Source organism: Thainema salinarum CENA647 (assembly GCF_057732415.1).
This window is the reverse complement of record NZ_JBYJZJ010000022.1, coordinates 5,811,688-5,830,826: the sequence shown is the minus strand read 5'-3', so window position 1 is coordinate 5,830,826 and position 19,139 is coordinate 5,811,688. Positions and strand designations below refer to the sequence as shown.

General features: G+C 50.3%; 21 protein-coding genes. 9 read left to right on the top strand and 12 right to left on the bottom strand.

Going from position 1 to position 19,139, the window contains the following annotated elements; translation table 11 throughout:
- Positions 1–58: 58 nt before the first annotated feature.
- The 3 genes from AC286M_RS32320 to AC286M_RS32310 are packed head-to-tail and all read right to left on the bottom strand — an operon-like array spanning position 59 to position 1,286.
- Entirely contained in the window at positions 59–256 is a 198-nt protein-coding gene (locus AC286M_RS32320; RefSeq protein WP_488208878.1) for a YdeI/OmpD-associated family protein, read from the bottom strand.
- On the bottom strand, positions 241–633 hold the full coding sequence (locus tag AC286M_RS32315) for a YdeI/OmpD-associated family protein (protein WP_488208317.1): 393 nt from the start codon (positions 631–633) through the stop codon (positions 241–243). The genes AC286M_RS32320 and AC286M_RS32315 overlap by 16 nt, the downstream gene beginning before the upstream one ends.
- A gap of 5 nt (positions 634–638) precedes the next feature.
- A complete protein-coding gene (locus AC286M_RS32310; protein WP_488208316.1) occupies positions 639–1,286 on the bottom strand; it encodes a DUF1294 domain-containing protein in 648 nt (215 codons plus the stop codon).
- A 198-nt stretch (positions 1,287–1,484) separates the two neighbouring features.
- Between AC286M_RS32310 and AC286M_RS32305 the strand changes: the two genes are divergently transcribed.
- Positions 1,485–2,648 (top strand): spore photoproduct lyase family protein, encoded by a 1,164-nt coding sequence (locus AC286M_RS32305; protein WP_488208315.1) that lies wholly within the window; start codon positions 1,485–1,487, stop codon positions 2,646–2,648.
- 37 nt (positions 2,649–2,685) lie between these two features.
- On the top strand, positions 2,686–3,645 hold the full coding sequence (gene uvsE, locus AC286M_RS32300) for a UV DNA damage repair endonuclease UvsE (protein ID WP_488208314.1): 960 nt from the start codon (positions 2,686–2,688) through the stop codon (positions 3,643–3,645).
- 191 nt (positions 3,646–3,836) lie between these two features.
- On the opposite strand, the gene AC286M_RS32295 is transcribed toward uvsE, so the two are convergent.
- The 4 genes from AC286M_RS32295 to deoC form a co-directional block, all read right to left on the bottom strand.
- Positions 3,837–4,982, bottom strand: a complete 1,146-nt coding sequence (locus tag AC286M_RS32295; RefSeq protein WP_488208313.1) for a glycosyltransferase family 4 protein — start codon at positions 4,980–4,982, stop codon at positions 3,837–3,839.
- A 151-nt stretch (positions 4,983–5,133) separates the two neighbouring features.
- A complete protein-coding gene (locus AC286M_RS32290) occupies positions 5,134–6,909 on the bottom strand; it encodes an MFS transporter (RefSeq protein ID WP_488208312.1) in 1,776 nt (591 codons plus the stop codon).
- A 58-nt stretch (positions 6,910–6,967) separates the two neighbouring features.
- Positions 6,968–8,020, bottom strand: a complete 1,053-nt coding sequence (gene recO / locus AC286M_RS32285; RefSeq protein ID WP_488208311.1) for a DNA repair protein RecO — start codon at positions 8,018–8,020, stop codon at positions 6,968–6,970.
- Positions 8,021–8,051: 31 nt separating this feature from the next.
- Positions 8,052–8,744, bottom strand: a complete 693-nt coding sequence (gene deoC, locus AC286M_RS32280; protein ID WP_488208310.1) for a deoxyribose-phosphate aldolase — start codon at positions 8,742–8,744, stop codon at positions 8,052–8,054.
- Between the two features lie 333 nt (positions 8,745–9,077).
- Here deoC and AC286M_RS32275 point away from each other — a divergent pair, with 333 nt between their 5' ends.
- Positions 9,078–9,608: a hypothetical protein gene (locus tag AC286M_RS32275; protein ID WP_488208309.1), complete on the top strand. Its 531-nt coding sequence runs from the start codon at positions 9,078–9,080 to the stop codon at positions 9,606–9,608.
- Between the two features lie 34 nt (positions 9,609–9,642).
- On the opposite strand, the gene AC286M_RS32270 is transcribed toward AC286M_RS32275, so the two are convergent.
- Complete coding sequence (locus AC286M_RS32270) at positions 9,643–10,611, bottom strand: glycosyltransferase family 2 protein (protein ID WP_488208308.1); 969 nt, start codon at positions 10,609–10,611, stop codon at positions 9,643–9,645.
- 734 nt (positions 10,612–11,345) lie between these two features.
- Between AC286M_RS32270 and AC286M_RS32265 the strand changes: the two genes are divergently transcribed.
- From AC286M_RS32265 to AC286M_RS32250, 4 genes are all read left to right on the top strand, one after another.
- On the top strand, positions 11,346–11,837 hold the full coding sequence (locus tag AC286M_RS32265) for a helix-turn-helix domain-containing protein (RefSeq protein WP_488203817.1): 492 nt from the start codon (positions 11,346–11,348) through the stop codon (positions 11,835–11,837).
- Positions 11,789–12,376 carry a transposase gene (locus AC286M_RS32260; RefSeq protein WP_488203438.1) on the top strand — a complete coding sequence of 196 codons (588 nt, stop codon included), beginning with the start codon at positions 11,789–11,791 and terminating at the stop codon, positions 12,374–12,376. The genes AC286M_RS32265 and AC286M_RS32260 overlap by 49 nt, the downstream gene beginning before the upstream one ends.
- A complete protein-coding gene (locus tag AC286M_RS32255; protein WP_488208307.1) occupies positions 12,351–12,824 on the top strand; it encodes a hypothetical protein in 474 nt (157 codons plus the stop codon). Before AC286M_RS32260 ends, AC286M_RS32255 begins: the two co-directional genes overlap by 26 nt.
- Before the next feature lie 173 nt (positions 12,825–12,997).
- Complete coding sequence (locus AC286M_RS32250) at positions 12,998–13,351, top strand: ArsR/SmtB family transcription factor (RefSeq protein ID WP_488208306.1); 354 nt, start codon at positions 12,998–13,000, stop codon at positions 13,349–13,351.
- Between the two features lie 101 nt (positions 13,352–13,452).
- On the opposite strand, the gene AC286M_RS32245 is transcribed toward AC286M_RS32250, so the two are convergent.
- From AC286M_RS32245 to AC286M_RS32235, 3 genes are read right to left on the bottom strand one after another with little or no spacing between them, the layout of a single operon-like run.
- Positions 13,453–14,070, bottom strand: coding sequence for a GerMN domain-containing protein (locus AC286M_RS32245; protein WP_488208305.1), 618 nt, complete (start codon positions 14,068–14,070; stop codon positions 13,453–13,455).
- Positions 14,071–14,120: 50 nt separating this feature from the next.
- Positions 14,121–14,918, bottom strand: coding sequence for an LmeA family phospholipid-binding protein (locus tag AC286M_RS32240; RefSeq protein ID WP_488208304.1), 798 nt, complete (start codon positions 14,916–14,918; stop codon positions 14,121–14,123).
- A gap of 45 nt (positions 14,919–14,963) precedes the next feature.
- Positions 14,964–15,314 (bottom strand): DUF4327 family protein, encoded by a 351-nt coding sequence (locus AC286M_RS32235; protein ID WP_488208303.1) that lies wholly within the window; start codon positions 15,312–15,314, stop codon positions 14,964–14,966.
- Between the two features lie 758 nt (positions 15,315–16,072).
- Here AC286M_RS32235 and AC286M_RS32230 point away from each other — a divergent pair.
- Both AC286M_RS32230 and psbZ read left to right on the top strand, forming a co-directional pair.
- On the top strand, positions 16,073–16,873 hold the full coding sequence (locus AC286M_RS32230) for a DUF1449 domain-containing protein (protein WP_488208302.1): 801 nt from the start codon (positions 16,073–16,075) through the stop codon (positions 16,871–16,873).
- Between the two features lie 335 nt (positions 16,874–17,208).
- Positions 17,209–17,400 carry a photosystem II reaction center protein PsbZ gene (gene psbZ, locus AC286M_RS32225; protein WP_488208301.1) on the top strand — a complete coding sequence of 64 codons (192 nt, stop codon included), beginning with the start codon at positions 17,209–17,211 and terminating at the stop codon, positions 17,398–17,400.
- 100 nt (positions 17,401–17,500) lie between these two features.
- On the opposite strand, the gene AC286M_RS32220 is transcribed toward psbZ, so the two are convergent.
- Complete coding sequence (locus AC286M_RS32220) at positions 17,501–18,961, bottom strand: nucleobase:cation symporter-2 family protein (protein ID WP_488208300.1); 1,461 nt, start codon at positions 18,959–18,961, stop codon at positions 17,501–17,503.
- Positions 18,962–19,139: the final 178 nt, after the last annotated feature.

The following is a 19,139-nucleotide window of genomic DNA, read 5'->3' as shown; positions in this document are numbered from 1 at the left end:
TGCTGTAAGAAATAAAATTAAATAGAATCAAGCCTTGATGATCATACTAAACAAACTTCTAGTAACGCCACTGATTGGCACGAATATTGTCCTGAGCAAGGCGGGCCGTTTCTTCGATGCGCTTGGCGCGAGTTGCCGGACGTTTGGCATTGGCAATCCACTCTAGAATGCCGCGTTTAGCTGAGCGAGGAAACGCTTCAAAGTTTTGGCGTGCGGCATCATAGGTGGCAAACGCCGCGTCTAGATCATCTGGAATGACAAGTGCTTCAATCTCATCCAGCGCAGACCACGATCCGTCTTGTTTCGCGGCTTCAACATCCCCGCAGGCGTCATTTGCTCAGCCTCCAGCAGTTTTTCTACCCGCTCTTTGTTCAACTTTGACCAGCCGCTACCCGGTTTGCGCGGCGCGAGCCACAGCATTGTGCGATCGCAATCTAGCTTACGCGGTAGACTATCGATCCAGCCGAAGCAAAGCGCTTCTTCAACCACGTCATCGTAGGACACATATTTCTCGCCACAGTGTTTCTTGAACGTGACCACCCAGAGACCGTCCACGCGATCATAGTTTGCCACGAACCAAGCGCGTAGTTCTTGGCGATGCTCGATTTGGATGCGATCGCAGTTGTCAGTCATGCCGATTAACTAGCAAATAAGAACCATAACCACCAATAGATCCAAGCTATATAGTGGGCGACCACAATGATCCAAAACGCTAATTGATAGGATTTCTTTTTATTCTTGTGCCGAAAGCAGCGCTGAGCGGCAAACCCACCAATCCACCCACCTAGAATTTCGTAGGAATGCAAAGTTTTTTCTGCGATTCGACGCTGGTTGGTTTTGGCTCGCCGCTTATCATTTGCATAAATATAAAAGGCTGCAACGCTCATTACAGGGTACAGAACTAGCGGGAGCGGATTAGCTGTCGTAATTAAAAGGATGACTGAACTAACTATTGGAAAAATTGAAAGTAGAGATACTTCGAGGATTGGGAAAGGAGCTTTCTGTAAGACATAAGCCCCACTGCCTTGATTTGAGCTTTTGTTTGCAGCGGACTCAGTTTGCTTACGTCGGGCACCTGCGATGAAAGCATTACAAGCTCGCGTTTTGCCATCTTGCGTTGTGACGTAGTAATAAATAGTGTCGCCTTCTTGGGGCCGACGAGTTGCGTCTTTTAGCTCATAGATATGCAGAAAAATATCTTCGCCGCCATTTTTAGGGCGAATAAATCCAAAGCCTTTTTCGTCTTTCCAGGTGATGAGAATGCCTTGATTCAGGACAGGTTTCATAGCGTAGCGGCTGATTAATAGCTCAGATTAGATTGCCCAAATTCAGACAGTACTACAAAATTTGCGTCTCTAACTTGTGCTGTTAGGAAACTCCCTCTTTGGACGAAGAGAGTTTCTTTCAAGTTATGGATGGGTGGAACGCTGAGAATCGGCACATTGAAAGAACAAGTTCCATCGTTGTTATTTCCCTATACTGTTTTGTCTGAATCCGCTTTGTCTGAATCTGCGATCGCAAATACTTCTGGCGCTGCCAACTTGCAAAATGTGCCCTATGCGCCAACCCTGCCTGCAACGCAGTCCGCTGTGATGAATACGGCCTATCGGCGTCGCCGCTGGATGCCAGAGCAGGTACTGTTTACTCCAGCAGCACTGGATGAGGCTTGGGGACAGCAAATTTTAGAACGAGTAGAGACGCTAGGCTTACCTGTGCAGAAGCTGGAGCAGAATCGAATTACGGGTTTGCGGGGCGAAACAGAGCGCGAGACATATGCAAATGCCAAGCGAACGCTAGCGGTTGTTACGGCTCCTGCTAGCCAGCTCAAACTCAGTCCCATTCCGCCCTCTGCCGATTGGCAGTTTCACCTAGCTCAGGGCTGTCCGGCTCACTGCCAATATTGCTATCTAGCTGGCAGCTTGCAGGGGCCACCCGTGATTCGGGTCTATGCCAACCTGCCGCAGGTTTTGGAGAACCTAAAGGATTACGAAGATCCCGAAAAGCCAATCACGACTTACGAAGTAAGCTGCTACACCGATCCGTTGGGCATTGAACATTTGACGGGCAGTTTGGCGGAATGCATTCGCTATTTTGGCACCCGCGATCGCGCCCGATTACGCTGGGTTTCCAAGTTCGATGCGATAGATGATCTGCTCAATCTCGACCATAACGGCCACACCCGCTGTCGGTTTAGCATTAATGCCCTACCGATTTCCCGCACGTTGGAGGGTGGAACGGCTTCAGTGGTAGAGCGACTGCAAGCAGCGCGTAAGCTAGCACTACCTACAAACCAAGGTGGCGGCGGCTATCCAATTGGCTTCGTGGTTGCACCCATCATGCCGATTGAAAACTGGCAAGACGAATACAGCCAGCTTCTGGACATGGCCGCTGCTGCACTCGATTTTGACTGCGACCTGACGTTCGAGCTGATTTCACACCGCTTCACTCCCGGCTCGAAAGGCGTTTTGCAGGAGTGGTATCCCAACAGCAAGCTGGATTTAGACGAATCCACCCGCACCGTCAAGCGCAACAAATTCGGCGGCACCAAGTATGTCTACGACAAAGACACGATGAAAGTTTTACGGTCGTTCTTTGAAACTGCGATCGCAAATCGTTTTCCCAAAGCCGAGATTTTGTACTGGACGTGAAGACACTCCATCTACCCCATCATCCATCCACCCAAATATGATTTCAACGATTCCTTCCCAAACACCCGTTATTCAAACTCCTCCGTTCGATGAGGCGGCGATTCAGCCTCAACTCGGCTTGGTCTGCATTACCACGTCTCCGGATGTGCGGTTTAAGACCTTGACCCGGAAGCGGCTGTTGACGATGAGTCCGGCCCAGCAGGTGGAGGCGCTGACGGTGCTGTATGACGAAAATCTGAGGCGGCTGCGGGGAGCGGTTGAATTTTGCGATCGCAACCAGATCCATCTGTATCGGATGATTTCCAATCTGTTTCCCTTCGCGGATACGGAGGTTGGTCAGCCCGTACTGGAATCACGTCAGGATCAGCTCCGAGAAATTGGCAAGCAGGCGCAGGCGCTGGAAATTCGGTTGGTGCTGCATCCCGACCAGTTTGTGGTGTTGAACTCTGATAAGCCTACGGTGATTCAGAACAGCGTCAAAATTTTGAGTACTCACGCGCAGGTGTTTGACCGGATGGGACTGCCGCAAACGCCTTGGGCGGCGATTAACATCCACGGCGGCAAGGGCGATCGGGCGGAGCGGCTGATTGCGTCCATTCATGAGTTACCGGATTCAGTTCGCTCTCGGCTGACGCTGGAAAATGACGAGTACACCTACAGTGCAACTGCGATCGCGCAAATTTGTCAGGCGGCTGGCGTGTCGATGGTGTTTGACGCTCACCATCACCTGGTACATGAGCAGCTTGATAGCTACGACGATGCCAGTGTAGGACAGGCTTTGGCATTAGCGCGTGACACCTGGCCTGATCCGGCTTGGCAACTGGTGCATATTTCGAACGGACGCGATTCACTCCACGACCCACGCCACAGTGATCTAATTTGGGATATGCCGCAATCGTTTCAGTTTGTGCCTTGGATTGAGGTAGAAGCAAAACAAAAGGAATTGGCAATTGAGCACCTGCGGCAGAATTGGCAACCTGCTCAGAACGCATCCTGAGTTTGCGCTCTGGGAAATCCTTTACAGCCCTTTTTGGTTCTTACCCTCTCACTCGGGATTGCTGATTTTAAGTATGAATTGTGATGTGGGAGCACCGCCCCCACATCACATTCACATCCAGATTAAGCAACGCCCTCACTCCTCTCACCTCACTTGTTCAAGTGCTAAAAGCGATTTGTCGCTGATCAACATCAAGTTTGAGTTAGAGACAATTGTGGGCGGTCAAGCAGTTGATAATACATAGCCTCGACTTGGCGAATGTTGTCGCTTAGGGTGTACCGCTCCAAGACGCGCTGACGGGCTTTCTGACCCAGCAGAGTCGTAATTTCAGGATGATCTTGCAGAACTGGAAACAGGGTATGGAGCTGAGACGTGACTCGCTGCGGATTCAGGATGATGCCTGCGCCATCTTCCAGCACTTCACCATCGGCTCCGACATCGGTCGCCAGACAGGCCGCTCCACAGGACATCGCTTCTAGTAACGAGAGGGATAGCCCTTCTACAAGTGACGGCAAAATAAACACATCTGCCGCCTGCAAAATCTCAATCCGCCGCTGTTCGTCGGCCACAAACCCCAGCCACACGATGCCATCTTCGGCACCATAGAGGGACATTAAAGAAGCGGCGAGAATGCCGTTGCCAACAATCACGAGTTTGCTGCCAGGACGCATCTCCGCCTGTCGCCAAGCCTTCAGCATCGCTTCCACATTTTTTTCGGGTGCCAAGCGTCCCTGGTAAACAAAAACGCGATCGGCATTGAGTTCGTGTTTGAGCGTAGAAGGGCCGGGCATATACTTCATTGGCTCCACGCCATTGGGAATCACCGCTACTTTCTCGATGGGGACTCCCAGTCGCACCAGCAGGTCTTGCTGAATTTTGGAAAACACAATTACGCGCTGATAGCGAGCCAAGAAGGGCGCATACACCTGATATGTCAGGTGCTGAGTTCCTGACGTCAAATTGCGACGCTTGTGATCAAACGGCGGATGAAAGGTCGCTACCAGAGGAATATTGAGTTCCTCACAGATTTCTGGCAGCAGAAAGTCCAGCGGAGAAAGCGTTAAGGAGGCGTGAACCAGATCCGGCTTCAGGTTTTTGAGAGACTGGGCTAAAACCTTACTAGATTTTAGGGATGGAATGGTATAAATCTGCGACTTGTAGAGAAATGGGATGGATACCTCATTGAACTCAGAATGCGACTGGGAATTATCGCTTTCCTGGGCAAAATGAAGAAAACTCACTTGATGTCCGCGTTCTAGCAAAGCATTGGTTATCTCTCGACCGTAGGTAACATTGCCGCAAAACGGGGATTTTTTACCGAGCCATGCAATGTGCATTCAGGGATCACTGTAGGATTGCTAAATATATTAGAGGAGGAACGACTCCTGCAAAAGGGATTAGTCGCTGCCCGCGGCCCACTCAAAACCGGGGAAACGTTTGTCCAAAGCGCTTCCCGGCATTTAATTTGAGTTTTTTATGACGACTCACTTACAAGGTAGAAGTCCTTGTATCGGAAATATACCAAGTTAGCAGTCCGCCTGTGAGCACGATGGTGGCTAATCCCAGCAAAACGGGTTCTAATCCCCAAAGGGTTTCGGCTACACCTGCCAGCGCGAGCGGCAGACTCAGCGCGATATTCACGGCATTATTTTGCAGGCCAAAGATTTTACCCCGCATTGCTTCCGGCGTTTCTTCCTGAATGGTGGTCTGCATGGGAATGCCAATAATGGCGGCGAAGGTGCCCAGGATGCCAATCAGAATCAGTGCAGGCCAGAGTCGTTCAGTGTAGTAGGCCAATCCACTTAATGATGCAGCCATGCCAATCGAACCGTAGAGGCTAAGCTGCGATCGCGAAAATTTCTGGCCGAACTGGCCAATAACACCTGCACCTACGGCCATACCTGCGCCCGCAGCGGCCAGCAGGAAACCAAATTGAGACGAGCTGATTTCCGGTATCACTTCCGCTAAGCGCACCGCCAATACCGCCAATGCCGCAAACACGGAGAACAGCAAAACGAGCTGAATAATCGCGTTACGCACCAGGGGTTGCTTGCCGAGATAGCGCAAGCCATCGCGAATATCGGCCCAAACGTGGGGTTGCTCTTGATCGCGGTGTTGAGCCTTCTCGCCTGTGTTGATCACAACTAAGATTAAACCTGCGATCGCATAGCTGCCGCCCACCAGCAGTTCTTTACCAATGCCGCTACCGCCATCCAGCTTATCCAGCCACAGATCGGCCACTTCTAACAGCGGTTCGCCAATGGCAAAACCGATGATCACTGACGCCATCATTGTCGTCGTATAGAGCGAATTGGCCGAGAGTAAATTCTGGCGCTTGACGATCAGGGGAATGGCCGACTGCTCAGCGGGGGCAAAAAACTGGGTCAGGGTGGATACCAAGAACGTAATCACCAGCATCAGGCAAAAACCGATGGGCAAACCTGCGATCGCACCCCAGTCCTGGGACAGCCACAGCAGGAACGGCAGTGCCAGCACGAGTACGCCTCGCACTAAGTTGGTGGCTACGAGTACCCCTTTCTTAGGCCAGCGGTCAACGTACACCCCCGCAATGGAGCCAAACAGCACGGCTGGAATCGTAAACGCAATCATAATCGCCGAAACCCAACCGCTAATCGTCTGGTCAGCGGCCTGGAATCGAGTGGAAATCAGCGCAATCATCAGCACCAGGTAAACCTTATCGGCTAATTGCGAGAAAACCTGGCCGCTCCAAAGGGCTAAAAAATTGCGATTTTTTAAGACAGCCAGAAAGCCACTGGATTCCGTTAAGTTGGTTACAACTTCCGAAGCCGGTTCTGTCGGGGGGGCTGAAGGGTGATGGCCGTTGCCGTCGTCTCTATTCTGAGCGACAGCTGGCTGCTGTTTTTTATGGGTAGGTTGAACCTCTGCAGTCGCTTTAGATTTGGCAGAAGCTGCCGCTGATACAGTCTTGGAATCTGGCGTGGCTGATTTTGAATGATCGGACTTGCTCGGCGATCGATTGGGGTTGGTATTTGAACGAGGGGATTGGGGCGGTGATGCAAAACGGCTGGGCGAGGATGGTTTGGTTGTTGAGAACGAATGATCAGAAAAGCGGTCGGATTCGAAGTCTGGCGACGAATCTAGCTCACCCCGCCGATTGGAGACTGCTCCACGGGTTGAACGGGTCTGTTTAGACTCTGAATCAAACAATTGCATCACCGAAATATAAATATGCGACAGATGAGTTAATGATTGCCTGCCAGCATGACCTGTAGACAGCGCCATGACTGACAATACTTTTTAGAAAATCAAATCATTGAAAGAAATTTATCCTCTTCCATGATTATGGGGGATTCACGGACTTTGTGACATAGGGTAAGAAACAAGTTTCAACGAGCGCAGCGGAACGAATCGGCTGCTCAAAGTGATACTGAGCGTATTTGCGCAAAAGCTGCTCCATTTTGAGCCAGTCTGGGCCGCGACAGCTAAAGCGATCGCGCAGTTCAGTTGCCACTGCCGCTAAAGAAACAGATTCGCTTAGCTCGGTTTGGGCCATTTCCTGCAAGATTTTGAGTTCGCGCGCATTGAGACGATAATCAACGTCGGCGAGCGGCTGAGCGTGATGCTCAGTTTGATACCGCCCTGTTTCTTCATTTGCGATCGCAGATGGCATGGCAGACGCTGTGGATCTGGTAACGGCTTGAGTGGCTGGGATGGATGTGCGATCGCGATGGGCCACTCTATTTGCCCCTACCGGATTACTTGCCCCTACCGGATTGCTTATGCCTTCTGCCTGCATGTGCTGATATCGCTCAGCTTCAAGCTGCTCCAAGGCAGGCAGACTCAATACGCCGCCCGCAGCGACGCTGAATCCCGTTTGCCAATCTGCAATATCGAAATTGGGCACAATCGGTTCCTGCGTCATGCAGCAGTCAAAAATCTGTGGCTCCACCCCAGCCATCAGCAGCAAGTGAAAAACGCCGTGTACCAAGTACACCAGGCTGGTTGCTGAAGAGGCCTGCTCAATCTGCTGCAAATAGCGTTGAAGCTGATCAAACAGGTCTTCTTGTGGCTGATCACTTAGCGCCTGATACAGCACCAGCTCAGCCAAGTACTGGCTGGCCGTCAGCTTGCACAAATCCTGACTTAACCCTGGATAGGAGGTCACCGTCTCAGCCTGAATGATTTTATCGAGGCTCTTACCTTTAACAATTAGAAGCTGATTGACTACAAAGAGCCCACTGCGGGCACTGAGGCGGGAATTGTGCTTGCGGGAGCCAGGTGCGATCGCACGCAGCAGCCCGTGTTCTAGTGTCAGTACCGTCAGCAATCGATCATACTCACCAAAGGGTATGCTTCTCAGATTGATACCAGTTGCTTTGTATGTTCGACTCATGAATAGATGGAGAGGGGCTTAACTTTTACTGTTACTGTTCCTCGCGTTCTTCTTTTACATTATCGCGCGAACGAATCAAGTCGGGGCCACGGGATGTGCCCAGTCGAGTGGCTCCGGCCAAAATTAAATCGGTGGCCTGCTGATAGGTGCGGATGCCGCCCGATGCTTTGATGCCAATGCGACCTTTCGTCAAATCGTGCAGAAAACGAACATCAGCAATGGTGGCCCCACCATACCAACCCGTGCTGGTCTTCAAAAAGCTGACGCCTGCGTCCAAGCACAATTCTGCGGCCAGCTGCTTCTCTGGAGGTGTCAATAGGGTCGTTTCCAAAATAGCCTTGACCACAACGCCCGTCGCATCACAGATTTCTGCAATTTCGCGATGCACTTTATCGGCTAGTCCGGCTTTCACCCAGCCTAAGTTAATCACCACATCCAGCTCGGCTGCGCCATACTCAACGGCTTCCTGCGCTTCATATAGCTTAGTAGCTGACGTTGAGGCCCCTAGCGGAAACCCAATGACGGTGCATACTTTAGGCGCTTTACCGTGCAATAGCGTGGCGGCCCGCTGGACGTGGGCGGGTAAGACGCACACGGCAGCAAACCGAAACCGCTCGCTTTCGGCGCAGCACTGCTCGACTTGCTCCGGCGTTGCTGTCGGAATCAGCAGGGCATGGTCAATAAATGGAGCAATATCGATTTCGGCAGCAGCACCAATAGCCATAATGATTTACACAGGTGAACTTACACGGATAAAAGACTTATTCTCACTTCTACCAAATATTTTCATGAAATTTAAACTTTTCTCATCTAAATCACGCTGAGGGTAGAATTCGTTCTGAGATCGCACCCCAAAAATCCGGGTTTTTCCTGAAGCAGATTTTACTCACTATCTGCTATGACCTGATTTATTCTTCTGATGTAGCATTTAATACGAATGCGAAAAACCGAAAATTTACATGCCAGAAAGCTATCTTAATTGAATAAATACTTCAAAATTCGGCAGGCTACCTAAGATGGTAGATAGAGAGATTCCCGGAATGGACGGCTAGAAGGTATGAAAAATAAAGAATATACGGCGGCAAGGCGGCATGATCCAGCCCATCAGGCAGAACAGCCAGATGTCGAGATTTTGGGTAAAACGGGTCAAACCGTCATCTATGTTTTCCCCAGTGGAAATGCTCAAGTTAAACGTGGTCAGGTTCCCAGTGAACATCGTGAGTCGCAGCCTAAGACAGAATCGCCGTCACCCGCTTCTTCAACTTCACCCGCCCAGTTAGCTATCCCTGCTCACACAACCCCCACTCAGATAGTACCCGTTCAGACAGTACCCATTCAGACAGCATCACTGGCTCAACCAGCTCCCGGCTCTCAATCACAGTTGAATTATCAAGTTCATCATCAACCTGAAAGTCAAACTCAAAGTCCTGCAAATGCCATTGAACAACTGGTGCAGGCGGGTTTACTGAGTGCTGTGCAGAAAGAGGTAGTGCAGTATGATCAAGCCGCAACCGGCATGGCGATCGAAGAAATCCTGGTCGCTCGCGGCTGGTTCGATGAGGCAACAATGGCGGCATTTTTGAATTAGTACTTGCCATCGTTAAGGGTTAGGACTCCAATGATTAAGGCTCAAGCCACTCAATTTGAGCCGCTTTTTCGGGTAGCTTAGCCTGTCGCTGCCCCTGCGATCGCGCATTGGCACATAGGAGCGATACCGGAGTACCCAGCCAGTCCGCTCGGGTCGCTCGGCCTGTAGTGCTCTTGAGCAAACCTTTGGGTAGTTCTTTGAGCAGCCAACGGCCCACACTATGTAGATATTCCTGCTGAGTTAAATCCCGCATCAGATCAACCTCGTGCAGTTCATGCAGATAGCGATTGGAGCGTCCATAGCGCCGCCATTGGCTCACTAGGTCAGACAAATTAGAGCGATGGCGATGGCGCACAACCGCATCTGGCTGGAATTCAATTCGCCAGTCTCCTGTTTGCAGCACCCGCCAGCATAGATCAGCGTCGCCACCCGTCGTTAAATAGGGCCGAAATAGCCCTGCTTGCTCGAATGCGGCCCGACGCACAGCTAGATTGGCCGTTTGACCATAGGGCAAAAATGAATGGGCCAGCGTATGCTTCTGCGACAGCGTTTCCTGCTGCTCAGCATGGTGCTCCAGCCAGGTTTGGCCCGGTAGGGCTTTAATTTCGCCTGCGACCAACCCAACTTGTGGATCGGCAAACGGCTGCACCATGCGCTCAACCCAATCGGGCTGAGGCCGACAGTCGGCATCGGTAAAAATTAGAATTTCACCCGCTGCGGCGCGGATGCCCGCATTGCGGGCGGCGTAAGAACTTTGAATATTAGGTTCGCTCAAAACGTGTAGCGTCCAGCCCAATTCCTGGAATTGGGATTGGGCAATTTTGAGCTGTTCCAAGGTGCGATCGCAACTGCCGTTATCGACCAGGCAATATTCAACCGCTGATTGCGGATAGGATTGAGATCGCAGCCCTGCTAGCAGATCGGGTAAATCCGCTTCTCCGTTGTAAATGGGAATGATGACGGAAGCCTGCACTTGAGTTAAAGCCGCATTTGAAACTGCCACGTTTGCTATCCTTCAGCCCATCTGTTCACATCTTCCATAGAGTGCCCATCTGCAACTGGTATTTTGATCCTTGCCCGAACGAATCATCTCATACTGGTTCTCACTTGACATCTTGCCAAACCAGTACCCCAACCCGCACTAGTGCTGTGTCAGGTTTGGATTGAGGGTTGAGGAGTCGCGCCTTGCGCGACTCCTCAACCCTGGGAACTATCAAAACAAAGCTGACAGACTACTAGATATAGCGTGTAATATCGAATGCGCATGATTAACCATGCCCAATAGAATGATTCATTGCTGTGACTATTGACCGAACTAACAGCGAAGCAGGTTACTTAGTGCGGGAGATAACGTTTTAGACGCTATTTGTCACGATAAGAGTGTTCGGTTGCTGCAAACAAGCGAATGACAAGGTTGTGGCAGTGTTCAGATTTTTCTATATCCTTCTTTTCGATCTTGAGACTGGTTGCACCTAGCTTGGACAAATGCTGGTGTTTTTCCATCAGGTTTGAGCAGAGAAGTTTGAGTGGAAAATTCTGAGTACTGACTGCATTACACATTGCTCGAAATGTCTAGTCATGAGCAGTTCAGGCCAACTAAACGACGCAGATTAGGAGACTACATATGAAACGCCTATTTATCGGAATACTTTCTGTACTTGCTGTACAGCAATCACAAATAGGTAATGAACGAGGGAGAATAGAATAAAGAGTTATCCTCACCGAAGTAAATCAGCCATGACCTCCCTGGAAGAATTTATCCAAAGTAATCCCTCTGCCCAAGAACTGAAACGCGCCTTGGCCGTGCAACTGCACCAGAGAGGTCAAAGCTATCGGGCGATCCGAGATATCCTACAGGTTTCTCTGGGATTTATTAGTGCGAGTCACCAGCGCTATGAAGAGCGAGGAGTCGAGGGACTGAAATCCCACTACTGGGGCACCCAAGGCTATTTAAGCGCCGAGCAGAAACAGGACATCTTTGAGTGGTTGCAGCAGAAAAACTGGTGGACACTAGAGGAGCTTGTTGAGCAGATTGAAGAGCGCTATGGAGTGCTCTATCGCTCAGCCCAAAGCTATACCCAACTGCTCAAAGACGCAGGGTTTAGCTGGAAGAAATCCCACTCGGTGCATCCGGGCCAAGAGGAGGCCAAAGTCGAGGCAAAAAAGCCGAGATTCAACAGTTGCTGGTCCAGTGGCGAGCCGAGATTGCCAGTGGGCAGGTGCGAGTGATGTTTCTCGATGAGTGCCATCTGCTCTGGGGAGACCTCCGTGGATATGGATGGAGTCGGCGCAATCAGCGAGTGGACATCCCCATTGCCTCCATTCGAGAGCGGCAGACCTACTATGGAGCCTTGGACTATTTGAGCAAGAGCTTTGTTATTCATGAGTATGAGGCAGGCAATCAGCACAATACCGTGGCCTTTCTGAAGTATCTTCAATCTCAGTATGATGAGTCCACTCGCTTTTTCATCATCTGGGATGGAGCCAGCTACCACCGTTCCAAGGTGGTTCGCAACTACCTGAGTCAACAGAATCATGGTACTCGAGAGCAGCACTGGAAACTCACTTGCATTCAGCTTGCGCCTAATGCACCCGAGCAAAATCCGGTCGAAGATGTTTGGTTACAGGCCAAGCGATTTAGTCGTAAATTTGCCCGCTTGTGCCACTCCTTTCGCTCGGTCAAACTCCTCTTTTATCTGGCGACTCATCTGCAAACCTTCATCTTTGAGAAAGCCTTCATGTATGGTTACTGTTCATGTCCTGTTTGAGATTGCTGTAGCAGGTACTGCGACAGCAGTTAAAGCAGAACAGGATACCCAAGTTTATGGTGATCCATCTGATGGTGGCCCAGGTTATACCTATGACACCCCCAACGTAGATGATGCCAACACGGGTGACAACAACTACGAGATGGATTCTAATACGCCCAGCGTCTACGATGATTTCTCTCGTCGTGACGAGGCAAACGACATGTCTGGCTATCGCACCAGCCCGTTTGAGCTAACCTACCTTGCTTACAGCGGCTATCTGGAAGACCAGGGCATTGAAAGCTACAGCACGCTGCTGCAAAACATTGAACTTGGTGATACGGATGCAGAAGACCTGATTGCAGCAGGTGTCGAATCTGGCCGTCTCTCACCTATGGCAATGGAAGACGAAGGTTATGAAAACTCTGTTCGCTTCATGATGCAGCGACTGCAAGTTGAAAGCGAGTAGAGACTTAGTCTAACCAATCTCGTTGATCAAAACTCAGGGGGCAATCTTACCGTTCCAATCGGTGAGATTGTCCCCTAGTTTCATGATTTGATTTGTGTGAGCCAATCATCACTGTATTGGCATTAACTATTAAACTGCTACGATAAAAGGATCGTGTTTAAGGGTAAATTGGCATGACTCCAAAGGAACCCGTTTCAGCCGAGGTTGTACAACAGGTTGCTGAATACTTTAGTGTGTTGGGCGAACCCATGCGTTTACGGTTACTAAACCTGCTGCGCGATGGTGAAAAATGCGTACAAGAACTCGTTGAAGCCACTGAAACGAGTCAGGCTAATGTTTCAAAGCACTTGAAAGTGATGCTGCAAGCTGGCATCCTCAGCCGCCGAAGCGAAGGCACATCTGCCTACTACAGCGTTTCTGACGATTTGATTTTTGAACTGTGTAATCTGGTTTGCGATCGCTTAGCGACCCGCATTGAGCAACAGGCCCAGCACTTCCGCGCCTTTAGCCTGGCCAGCAAGCAGTAGACTAACCCCTATGATTCGTTGTTTGTGAGACGCTTGTCAGCAGGCGTCTCACAAATAATAAATTGGGTTCTTATAGGCGGACTTGATGTAATTGCCACACCCTAGAGCTGAAATTCCCGCTCAAAATCGCTGCGGGTCATCGGCTGTTCAACAATCAGACCTTCGCCACCGAGTACTTTTAGCGGTTGACCTTCTACCGAAATCCAGACGGGCGCATCGGCATCCAGCGCAGTCGCTGTGTAGAGAACTTGCCCTAATCGACCAGACATGGCTGCACTGCCACCACCGAGTCCAAATTCATTCGATAAATCGACATGAATTCCGTCTGGTTCAACCCGTAAGTCCAGTAGCTGAGTTCCGGGCGGAATTGTGGAGAATGCGTTGGTGGAATCCGGCCCGGTTAGAAGGGCATTGAACGCAGTCGTTAGTAGATCTTCAGGCTGGCTTTCGCCCTGGATGGTGATGTCGGCGGGACTGAGGGTTAAGCTTTGGCCGGTATCCTCTAGCCAGTAGAGCTGTACCGTTTGTTCAACCGCTGCAATTGGAGTATCGGGAGCATTTGAGGTTGGATCAGTTGCGGTAACGGTCGAATTTGACTCAACTGAGGTGAGCGAATGCCAAGTCAACCAGGCTGTGCTGCCACCCACGGCAACGACAACCGCTGAAAGCCCAGCCACGACGCCCAAGGGAATGCGATGTGTGCGATGACGGCTTTCCATGGGAGCTTCCTCTTATAGATCTTTAGATCTTGATCTACACGCTCAGTGACTTATTTTCCGGAAAGAGTCGTTTCAGGCTCAACTCGAACAAAGGCGATTGCTTCAATCTGTTCTGGCTGAATGTTCAACTGCAAAATGCGAACAGTAATGCCCTGCTCCTGTAGCGATCGCAGATCCAGACGACGGCTGATTCCCTCTGAAAGCGCATTAATAAACTGCTGGGGAACCGCTTCCCCATTGGCCACAATGCGTGGATCAACGAGCTGGAGCTGTCGGCCTTCCACAATGTTCAGTCCCGTTTCCAGTTCAATATCAAGCTGCTCTTGTGATCGCGTATCTCGAATCGAGACTTCGCCTAAGATGCGGCCATTGGGCAAAAACGTCACGCTGGGGTTTAAGAACTCATACTGCTGTGCCCGAATCGCTTGTGGCGCGCTCAAAAACCGCAGACTAAAACTACGCACAGTTTCAGTAAAGCGAGGCGACCGAAGAAGCTGGTTGATGTCCTCAGCCGTCAGTGTTACCCGTGCTGCCGATTGAAACGGTTGGTCAAACTGAATGTGCCCCTGTCGGACGCTGCGAATATTAACGTCAATCGGATCGGTTTCCACTTCGACTGTGGCAATTCGCAGATTCGGTATGGGATAGATTCCGGATCCGGCAATTCGAATTTTGTTGACTTTGCCCTGAACCAGTTGAAAGCTGGGCGTGTTGTCGATACGGACATCCAAGGTTTCGATCTGGTTGACGTTTGCGCGAATCGCATCCTCCACGATTTGATCCACAGCAAAGCCGCCCGGTGACAAAATGCCCAGCAGCACCGACAACAAAACGCTCAAAAATTCCATATCCGTTTGTTACCCAACTATCAGTGAAGATCCTACGGGAAGATGCTAGTCATTTTCCCAATCTTCACGACCGATTAAATCCAAAATTTGCTCCCGCAGCAAGAACTCATGCTCCTCCAGGGTTTGCTCAATGCAGACCCATTCTCGTGCCGGAACGTATTGGCACAGCGCGTAAAGCGGCTGATAGCGACTGAGCTTGCCCTGCTGCACCAGGTGGCGTACTTCATCGCGGATCATGTCAATGGAGTAGCGGACTCTAGAGCATTCCACACTGTCCGGCTGAGCGGTCGTTGTTGGCCGTTTAGCTTTAGCGGTGGCTATATTTGCAACGGATGTAGTTGTCGTTGATGCAGGTATAACGGTGGGCGTAGCAGAAAATAATGATGTAAAGTTCATACTGGCGTGTCTCCTGACAGCGGATTGCTAGCAGATTGACGGTTCGGCTGTTGGTCATCATTGGCTTAAAAGCTGCGATCGCAGGATCGACCTCTACCTCAACCGATTGCTTGCAGAGCCCATCAATAACAGATCAATGGTGACAAAATCGATTAGATAGACGTACGCGCAGGCCCGAGAGCCGAATCGCCTGTTCTGTAGGGTAGTTGCTTAGAATCGTTGCTGATGACGCTGGAATATTTGGTTTTGCAATCAAGCGGTGCGATCGCAGATCACAGATTAATCAAACACTTCGACAAAACAACAAATACAGAACCCACAAGATGAGTGACACTGAGCCAGTTTTAGGTTGTAAACAAAATCAAATGGAATTGAATGTAGTGATTTCCTGACTCAATTTCATTATCAATTATTGTATCTGGTTAAGTCGAAATACTTAGACATCATTCACGCACTGCAATGAATGTTGATATATGGCATTGAGGAACGTGTTGTTAGTCCTCCTGGTTCCTGAAGCCCTTATTCCGTAAAGCTTTCGCAATAGTTATCGAAACAGAGATAGTGATTAGGATAGACATTCTAGTCAGCCAAAAGAGTTAGGTATTCACGGTCTGACCGCAGCGAAATATCTCTTTTGATTCTCATTTAGGCACGTTACAAACCATATCAGCTTGCCGACATTTAGCATTGATCTGGCTATTTTGGGGATGCTGGGAGATTAAGCGCTACAGGTTACAACTTACTAGGACAGACTGTTTATGCTCTTTGCGCTGGCGAATTTGCCCTATTGGATTTTTCTCGGTTCCGGTGTCGTTTTGTTTCTCTTTGTCATCTTGTCCGGTGGCGGCGACGATGACTTAGACGCCGATATGGACGTGGATGCGGATATTGATGCCGATTTTGATCTAGATGCCGAGGTGGATGCGGGCGGCAGTCAGCTCCTAGATTTGGATGCCGATGGCGATGTTGATAGCAACGGTGACTTCGGCACCGCCCAAGTGCTCGGCTGGTTCGGCATTGGCAAAGCGCCGCTGATTCTGCTGATCGCCCTTGACCTCTGCCTCTGGGGGTTGGCTGGCTGGACGCTGAATGTCGTTATTGCTGGCCTGATGGGCGAAATTGGCGGTGCGATCGCAGAAATTGGCATTCTCATCCTGTCTTTAATCATTGCGCTCAATGTCGGTGGCCTGATTGCTCGCCCCATTGGCCGCATTTTTGCTTCCTTTACAGAAGACTCCAGTTGCGATCGCTTAATTGGCTGCCTCGGCACCGTCATCTCGGCCTCTATTCCCTTCAGTGACTCCGGCAAAATTGGCCAAATTGATGTGTACGACGCTGCTCACAACCTCGTTACCGTCAGCGCTGTTTTACCTACCTGGGCTCAAATTTCTCTTCGACGCGGCGCAAAAGTCCTCGTCATCGAACGCCACACCAAGGGCTATGTCGTCATCGCCCAAAACAGCATCGACCAGCAAAACTGGCTCAACGGCACATTCGAGCAATCCCAAGATTCTATAACCTCCCAACAGCCCCAAGACTCTAATCTCCTGAACCCCTGAGAACTGCGGCACTTCCTTTATTGCTGTATCTCTCGCTTTCTCACCTTTGGGCGTGGTGCATTATTGCGCGAATGCACCCTACGGCATGCATTTCCTACACAGCCCTTCCACCCTCGACTCCCTTTACAACCTCTCACTCCCCACTCCCTGCTCTCCGTTCCCTACCTTCCAACCCACCCAACATCTATGCGATTGATCCGCTTCAGGGTAGATTATTAGAAGCAAGAATCTTTAGGGATAATTTAGCCGGGACTGTATCCAGCTAAGTTCCCTGCCAACTGTCTCAATTGAAAAATGCAGGTTCACTGCTCTGCTGTGTATTGGAAAGGGAAACGATGTTAACAATTCTGTTTCAACTCGCATTAACGGCTCTGGTCATTTTGTCCTTCGTAATGGTAGTCGGTGTGCCAGTGGCCTACGCCTCCCCTTCAAACTGGGAACAATCCAAGCGTCTTATTTTGTTGGGTTCATTTGCTTGGGCTGGTTTGGTGATCCTGGTCGGTGGACTCAACTATCTTGTGGCCTAAACCGCTAGGAATCAGACTGAGAGCTAGATCTCATAAAGAAAGGCGCTAAAACCCTAGGTTTCAGCGCTCTTTTTTTGCTGTGTTGTGCAAGATCCAAGAATTAATTTCGTCCAGGCAAAATCAGATTTAAGATCAGTGCCGACATGCCGCCCGTGGTGATACCCGACGCGAAGATACTCTTGACCAAGCTTGGCGTCTGATCGAGCGCTTCAGGAACAAACGTGACGCCAAGACCCAAACCGAGTGAAACCGCCAGGATAATCGCTGCTCGCCGATCGATTTCAACGGTAGAGATAATCCGCAAGCCTGCCACTGCGACTGAGCCAAACATGATAATGGTGGCACCGCCCAAAACGGGCTGCGGAATCGCCTGAAATACACCGCCGACAATGGGAAACAGTCCCAACAGCGCCAAAATGGCTGCAACATAGTAGCCAACATAGCGGCTACCCACACCTGTAAGTTGAATCACTCCGTTATTTTGGCTAAACGTGGTGTTTGGAAAAGTGTTGAACACTGCTGCCAACGCGGAATTGAAGCCATCGCCCAAAACGCCGCCTTTGATGCGGCGGAAATAAAGCGGCCCTCGGATTGGCTGATTGGTTAGCACTGAAGTCGCCGTCATGTCGCCAATCGATTCAATGGTGGTGATCAGGTACAGAAAGATAAAGGGAATAAAGGAGCCGAAGTTGAACCCGAACCCAAATCGGAATGGAATCGGGAACGAAAACAAGGGCAAACCGCTTAAGTTGCTGAAATTGACTAAGCCCAAGGGGATAGAGACGACGTAGCCTGCGATGAGACCGATCGCAACTGAGGCCATCCGGAGAAACGGATTGCGGGCAATGTTGAGCACGATGATAATCACCAGTACCATTGCGGCTAAACCCAGGTTGGTGGGACTGCCAAAGGCATCCGTACCTTGAGCCGGTACGCCACCTGCAATGCTGATCATGCCTGTGTTAATCAGCGTTAGGCCAATCAGTGTTACCACGGTTCCCGTAACCAATGGAGTAATGATCCGCTGAGCTAAATCGAGGAAACGGCTCAGCGCCATCTCGATAAATGCACCGACGAAGCATACACCGAAAATGGTAGCCAATGCGGCCTCTGGTGTTGTACCACCCTCAATGGCTGCTAGACCAGTAGCAATGATGGGGCCAAGAAAGGTGAAACTGGTGCCCTGAATGCTGAGTAGTCCTGATCCAAGTGGGCCAAACCGACGCGCTTGAATGAAACTGGCGACGCCCGAAATAAACAGCGACATGCTGACAATATAGGTCGCAGCCACTGGCTCCAGCCCTAATGCGCCGCTGATGATCAGCGGTGGGGTAATAATGCCGACAAACATCGCGAGCACGTGCTGAACGGCTGCGAAGATGGCATCACGGACTGGCGGTCTGTCTTCGAGGCCGTAAATTAAATCGGCTGAACCCGCAGCCGCGATCGCATCTGCTTCCGCTTCCTCGATCATTTGGATTTCTTGTTCGCTTGTCATGTGATAACTATCCTGATGTAAATCAAACACCTGAATGAACTCAGACTGAATGGCTTTAAACACGTGATTTGATTCGCTCCAAAACCCTCCACGATTGCAAGGAGCAAATTAAAGCTAGTTAGATAATTAATCGGCGCTGATGCCTCCGCGTTGATCAACAAGTTGGTAGATAAATTGACAAGCAAATTAGCAAGTAAATTCCTCAATAAAATTTAATCAATTTAGGAGCAACAAACACGGT

Bases quoted from the DNA above. Each gene is read 5' to 3' on its own strand.
- AC286M_RS32230 (WP_488208302.1), top strand. From the start codon at position 16,073: ATGCTCTTTGCGCTGGCGAATTTGCCCTATTGGATTTTTCTCGGTTCC.
- AC286M_RS32310 (WP_488208316.1), bottom strand. From the start codon at position 1,286: ATGAAACCTGTCCTGAATCAAGGCATTCTCATCACCTGGAAAGACGAA.
- AC286M_RS32255 (WP_488208307.1), top strand. From the start codon at position 12,351: ATGGTTACTGTTCATGTCCTGTTTGAGATTGCTGTAGCAGGTACTGCG.
- AC286M_RS32240 (WP_488208304.1), bottom strand. From the start codon at position 14,918: ATGGAATTTTTGAGCGTTTTGTTGTCGGTGCTGCTGGGCATTTTGTCA.
- AC286M_RS32235 (WP_488208303.1), bottom strand. From the start codon at position 15,314: ATGAACTTTACATCATTATTTTCTGCTACGCCCACCGTTATACCTGCA.
- AC286M_RS32315 (WP_488208317.1), bottom strand. From the start codon at position 633: ATGACTGACAACTGCGATCGCATCCAAATCGAGCATCGCCAAGAACTA.
- AC286M_RS32265 (WP_488203817.1), top strand. From the start codon at position 11,346: ATGACCTCCCTGGAAGAATTTATCCAAAGTAATCCCTCTGCCCAAGAA.
- AC286M_RS32245 (WP_488208305.1), bottom strand. From the start codon at position 14,070: ATGGAAAGCCGTCATCGCACACATCGCATTCCCTTGGGCGTCGTGGCT.
- uvsE (WP_488208314.1), top strand. From the start codon at position 2,686: ATGATTTCAACGATTCCTTCCCAAACACCCGTTATTCAAACTCCTCCG.
- recO (WP_488208311.1), bottom strand. From the start codon at position 8,020: ATGAGTCGAACATACAAAGCAACTGGTATCAATCTGAGAAGCATACCC.
- AC286M_RS32250 (WP_488208306.1), top strand. From the start codon at position 12,998: ATGACTCCAAAGGAACCCGTTTCAGCCGAGGTTGTACAACAGGTTGCT.
- deoC (WP_488208310.1), bottom strand. From the start codon at position 8,744: ATGGCTATTGGTGCTGCTGCCGAAATCGATATTGCTCCATTTATTGAC.
- AC286M_RS32275 (WP_488208309.1), top strand. From the start codon at position 9,078: ATGAAAAATAAAGAATATACGGCGGCAAGGCGGCATGATCCAGCCCAT.
- psbZ (WP_488208301.1), top strand. From the start codon at position 17,209: ATGTTAACAATTCTGTTTCAACTCGCATTAACGGCTCTGGTCATTTTG.
- AC286M_RS32290 (WP_488208312.1), bottom strand. From the start codon at position 6,909: ATGGCGCTGTCTACAGGTCATGCTGGCAGGCAATCATTAACTCATCTG.
- AC286M_RS32295 (WP_488208313.1), bottom strand. From the start codon at position 4,982: ATGCACATTGCATGGCTCGGTAAAAAATCCCCGTTTTGCGGCAATGTT.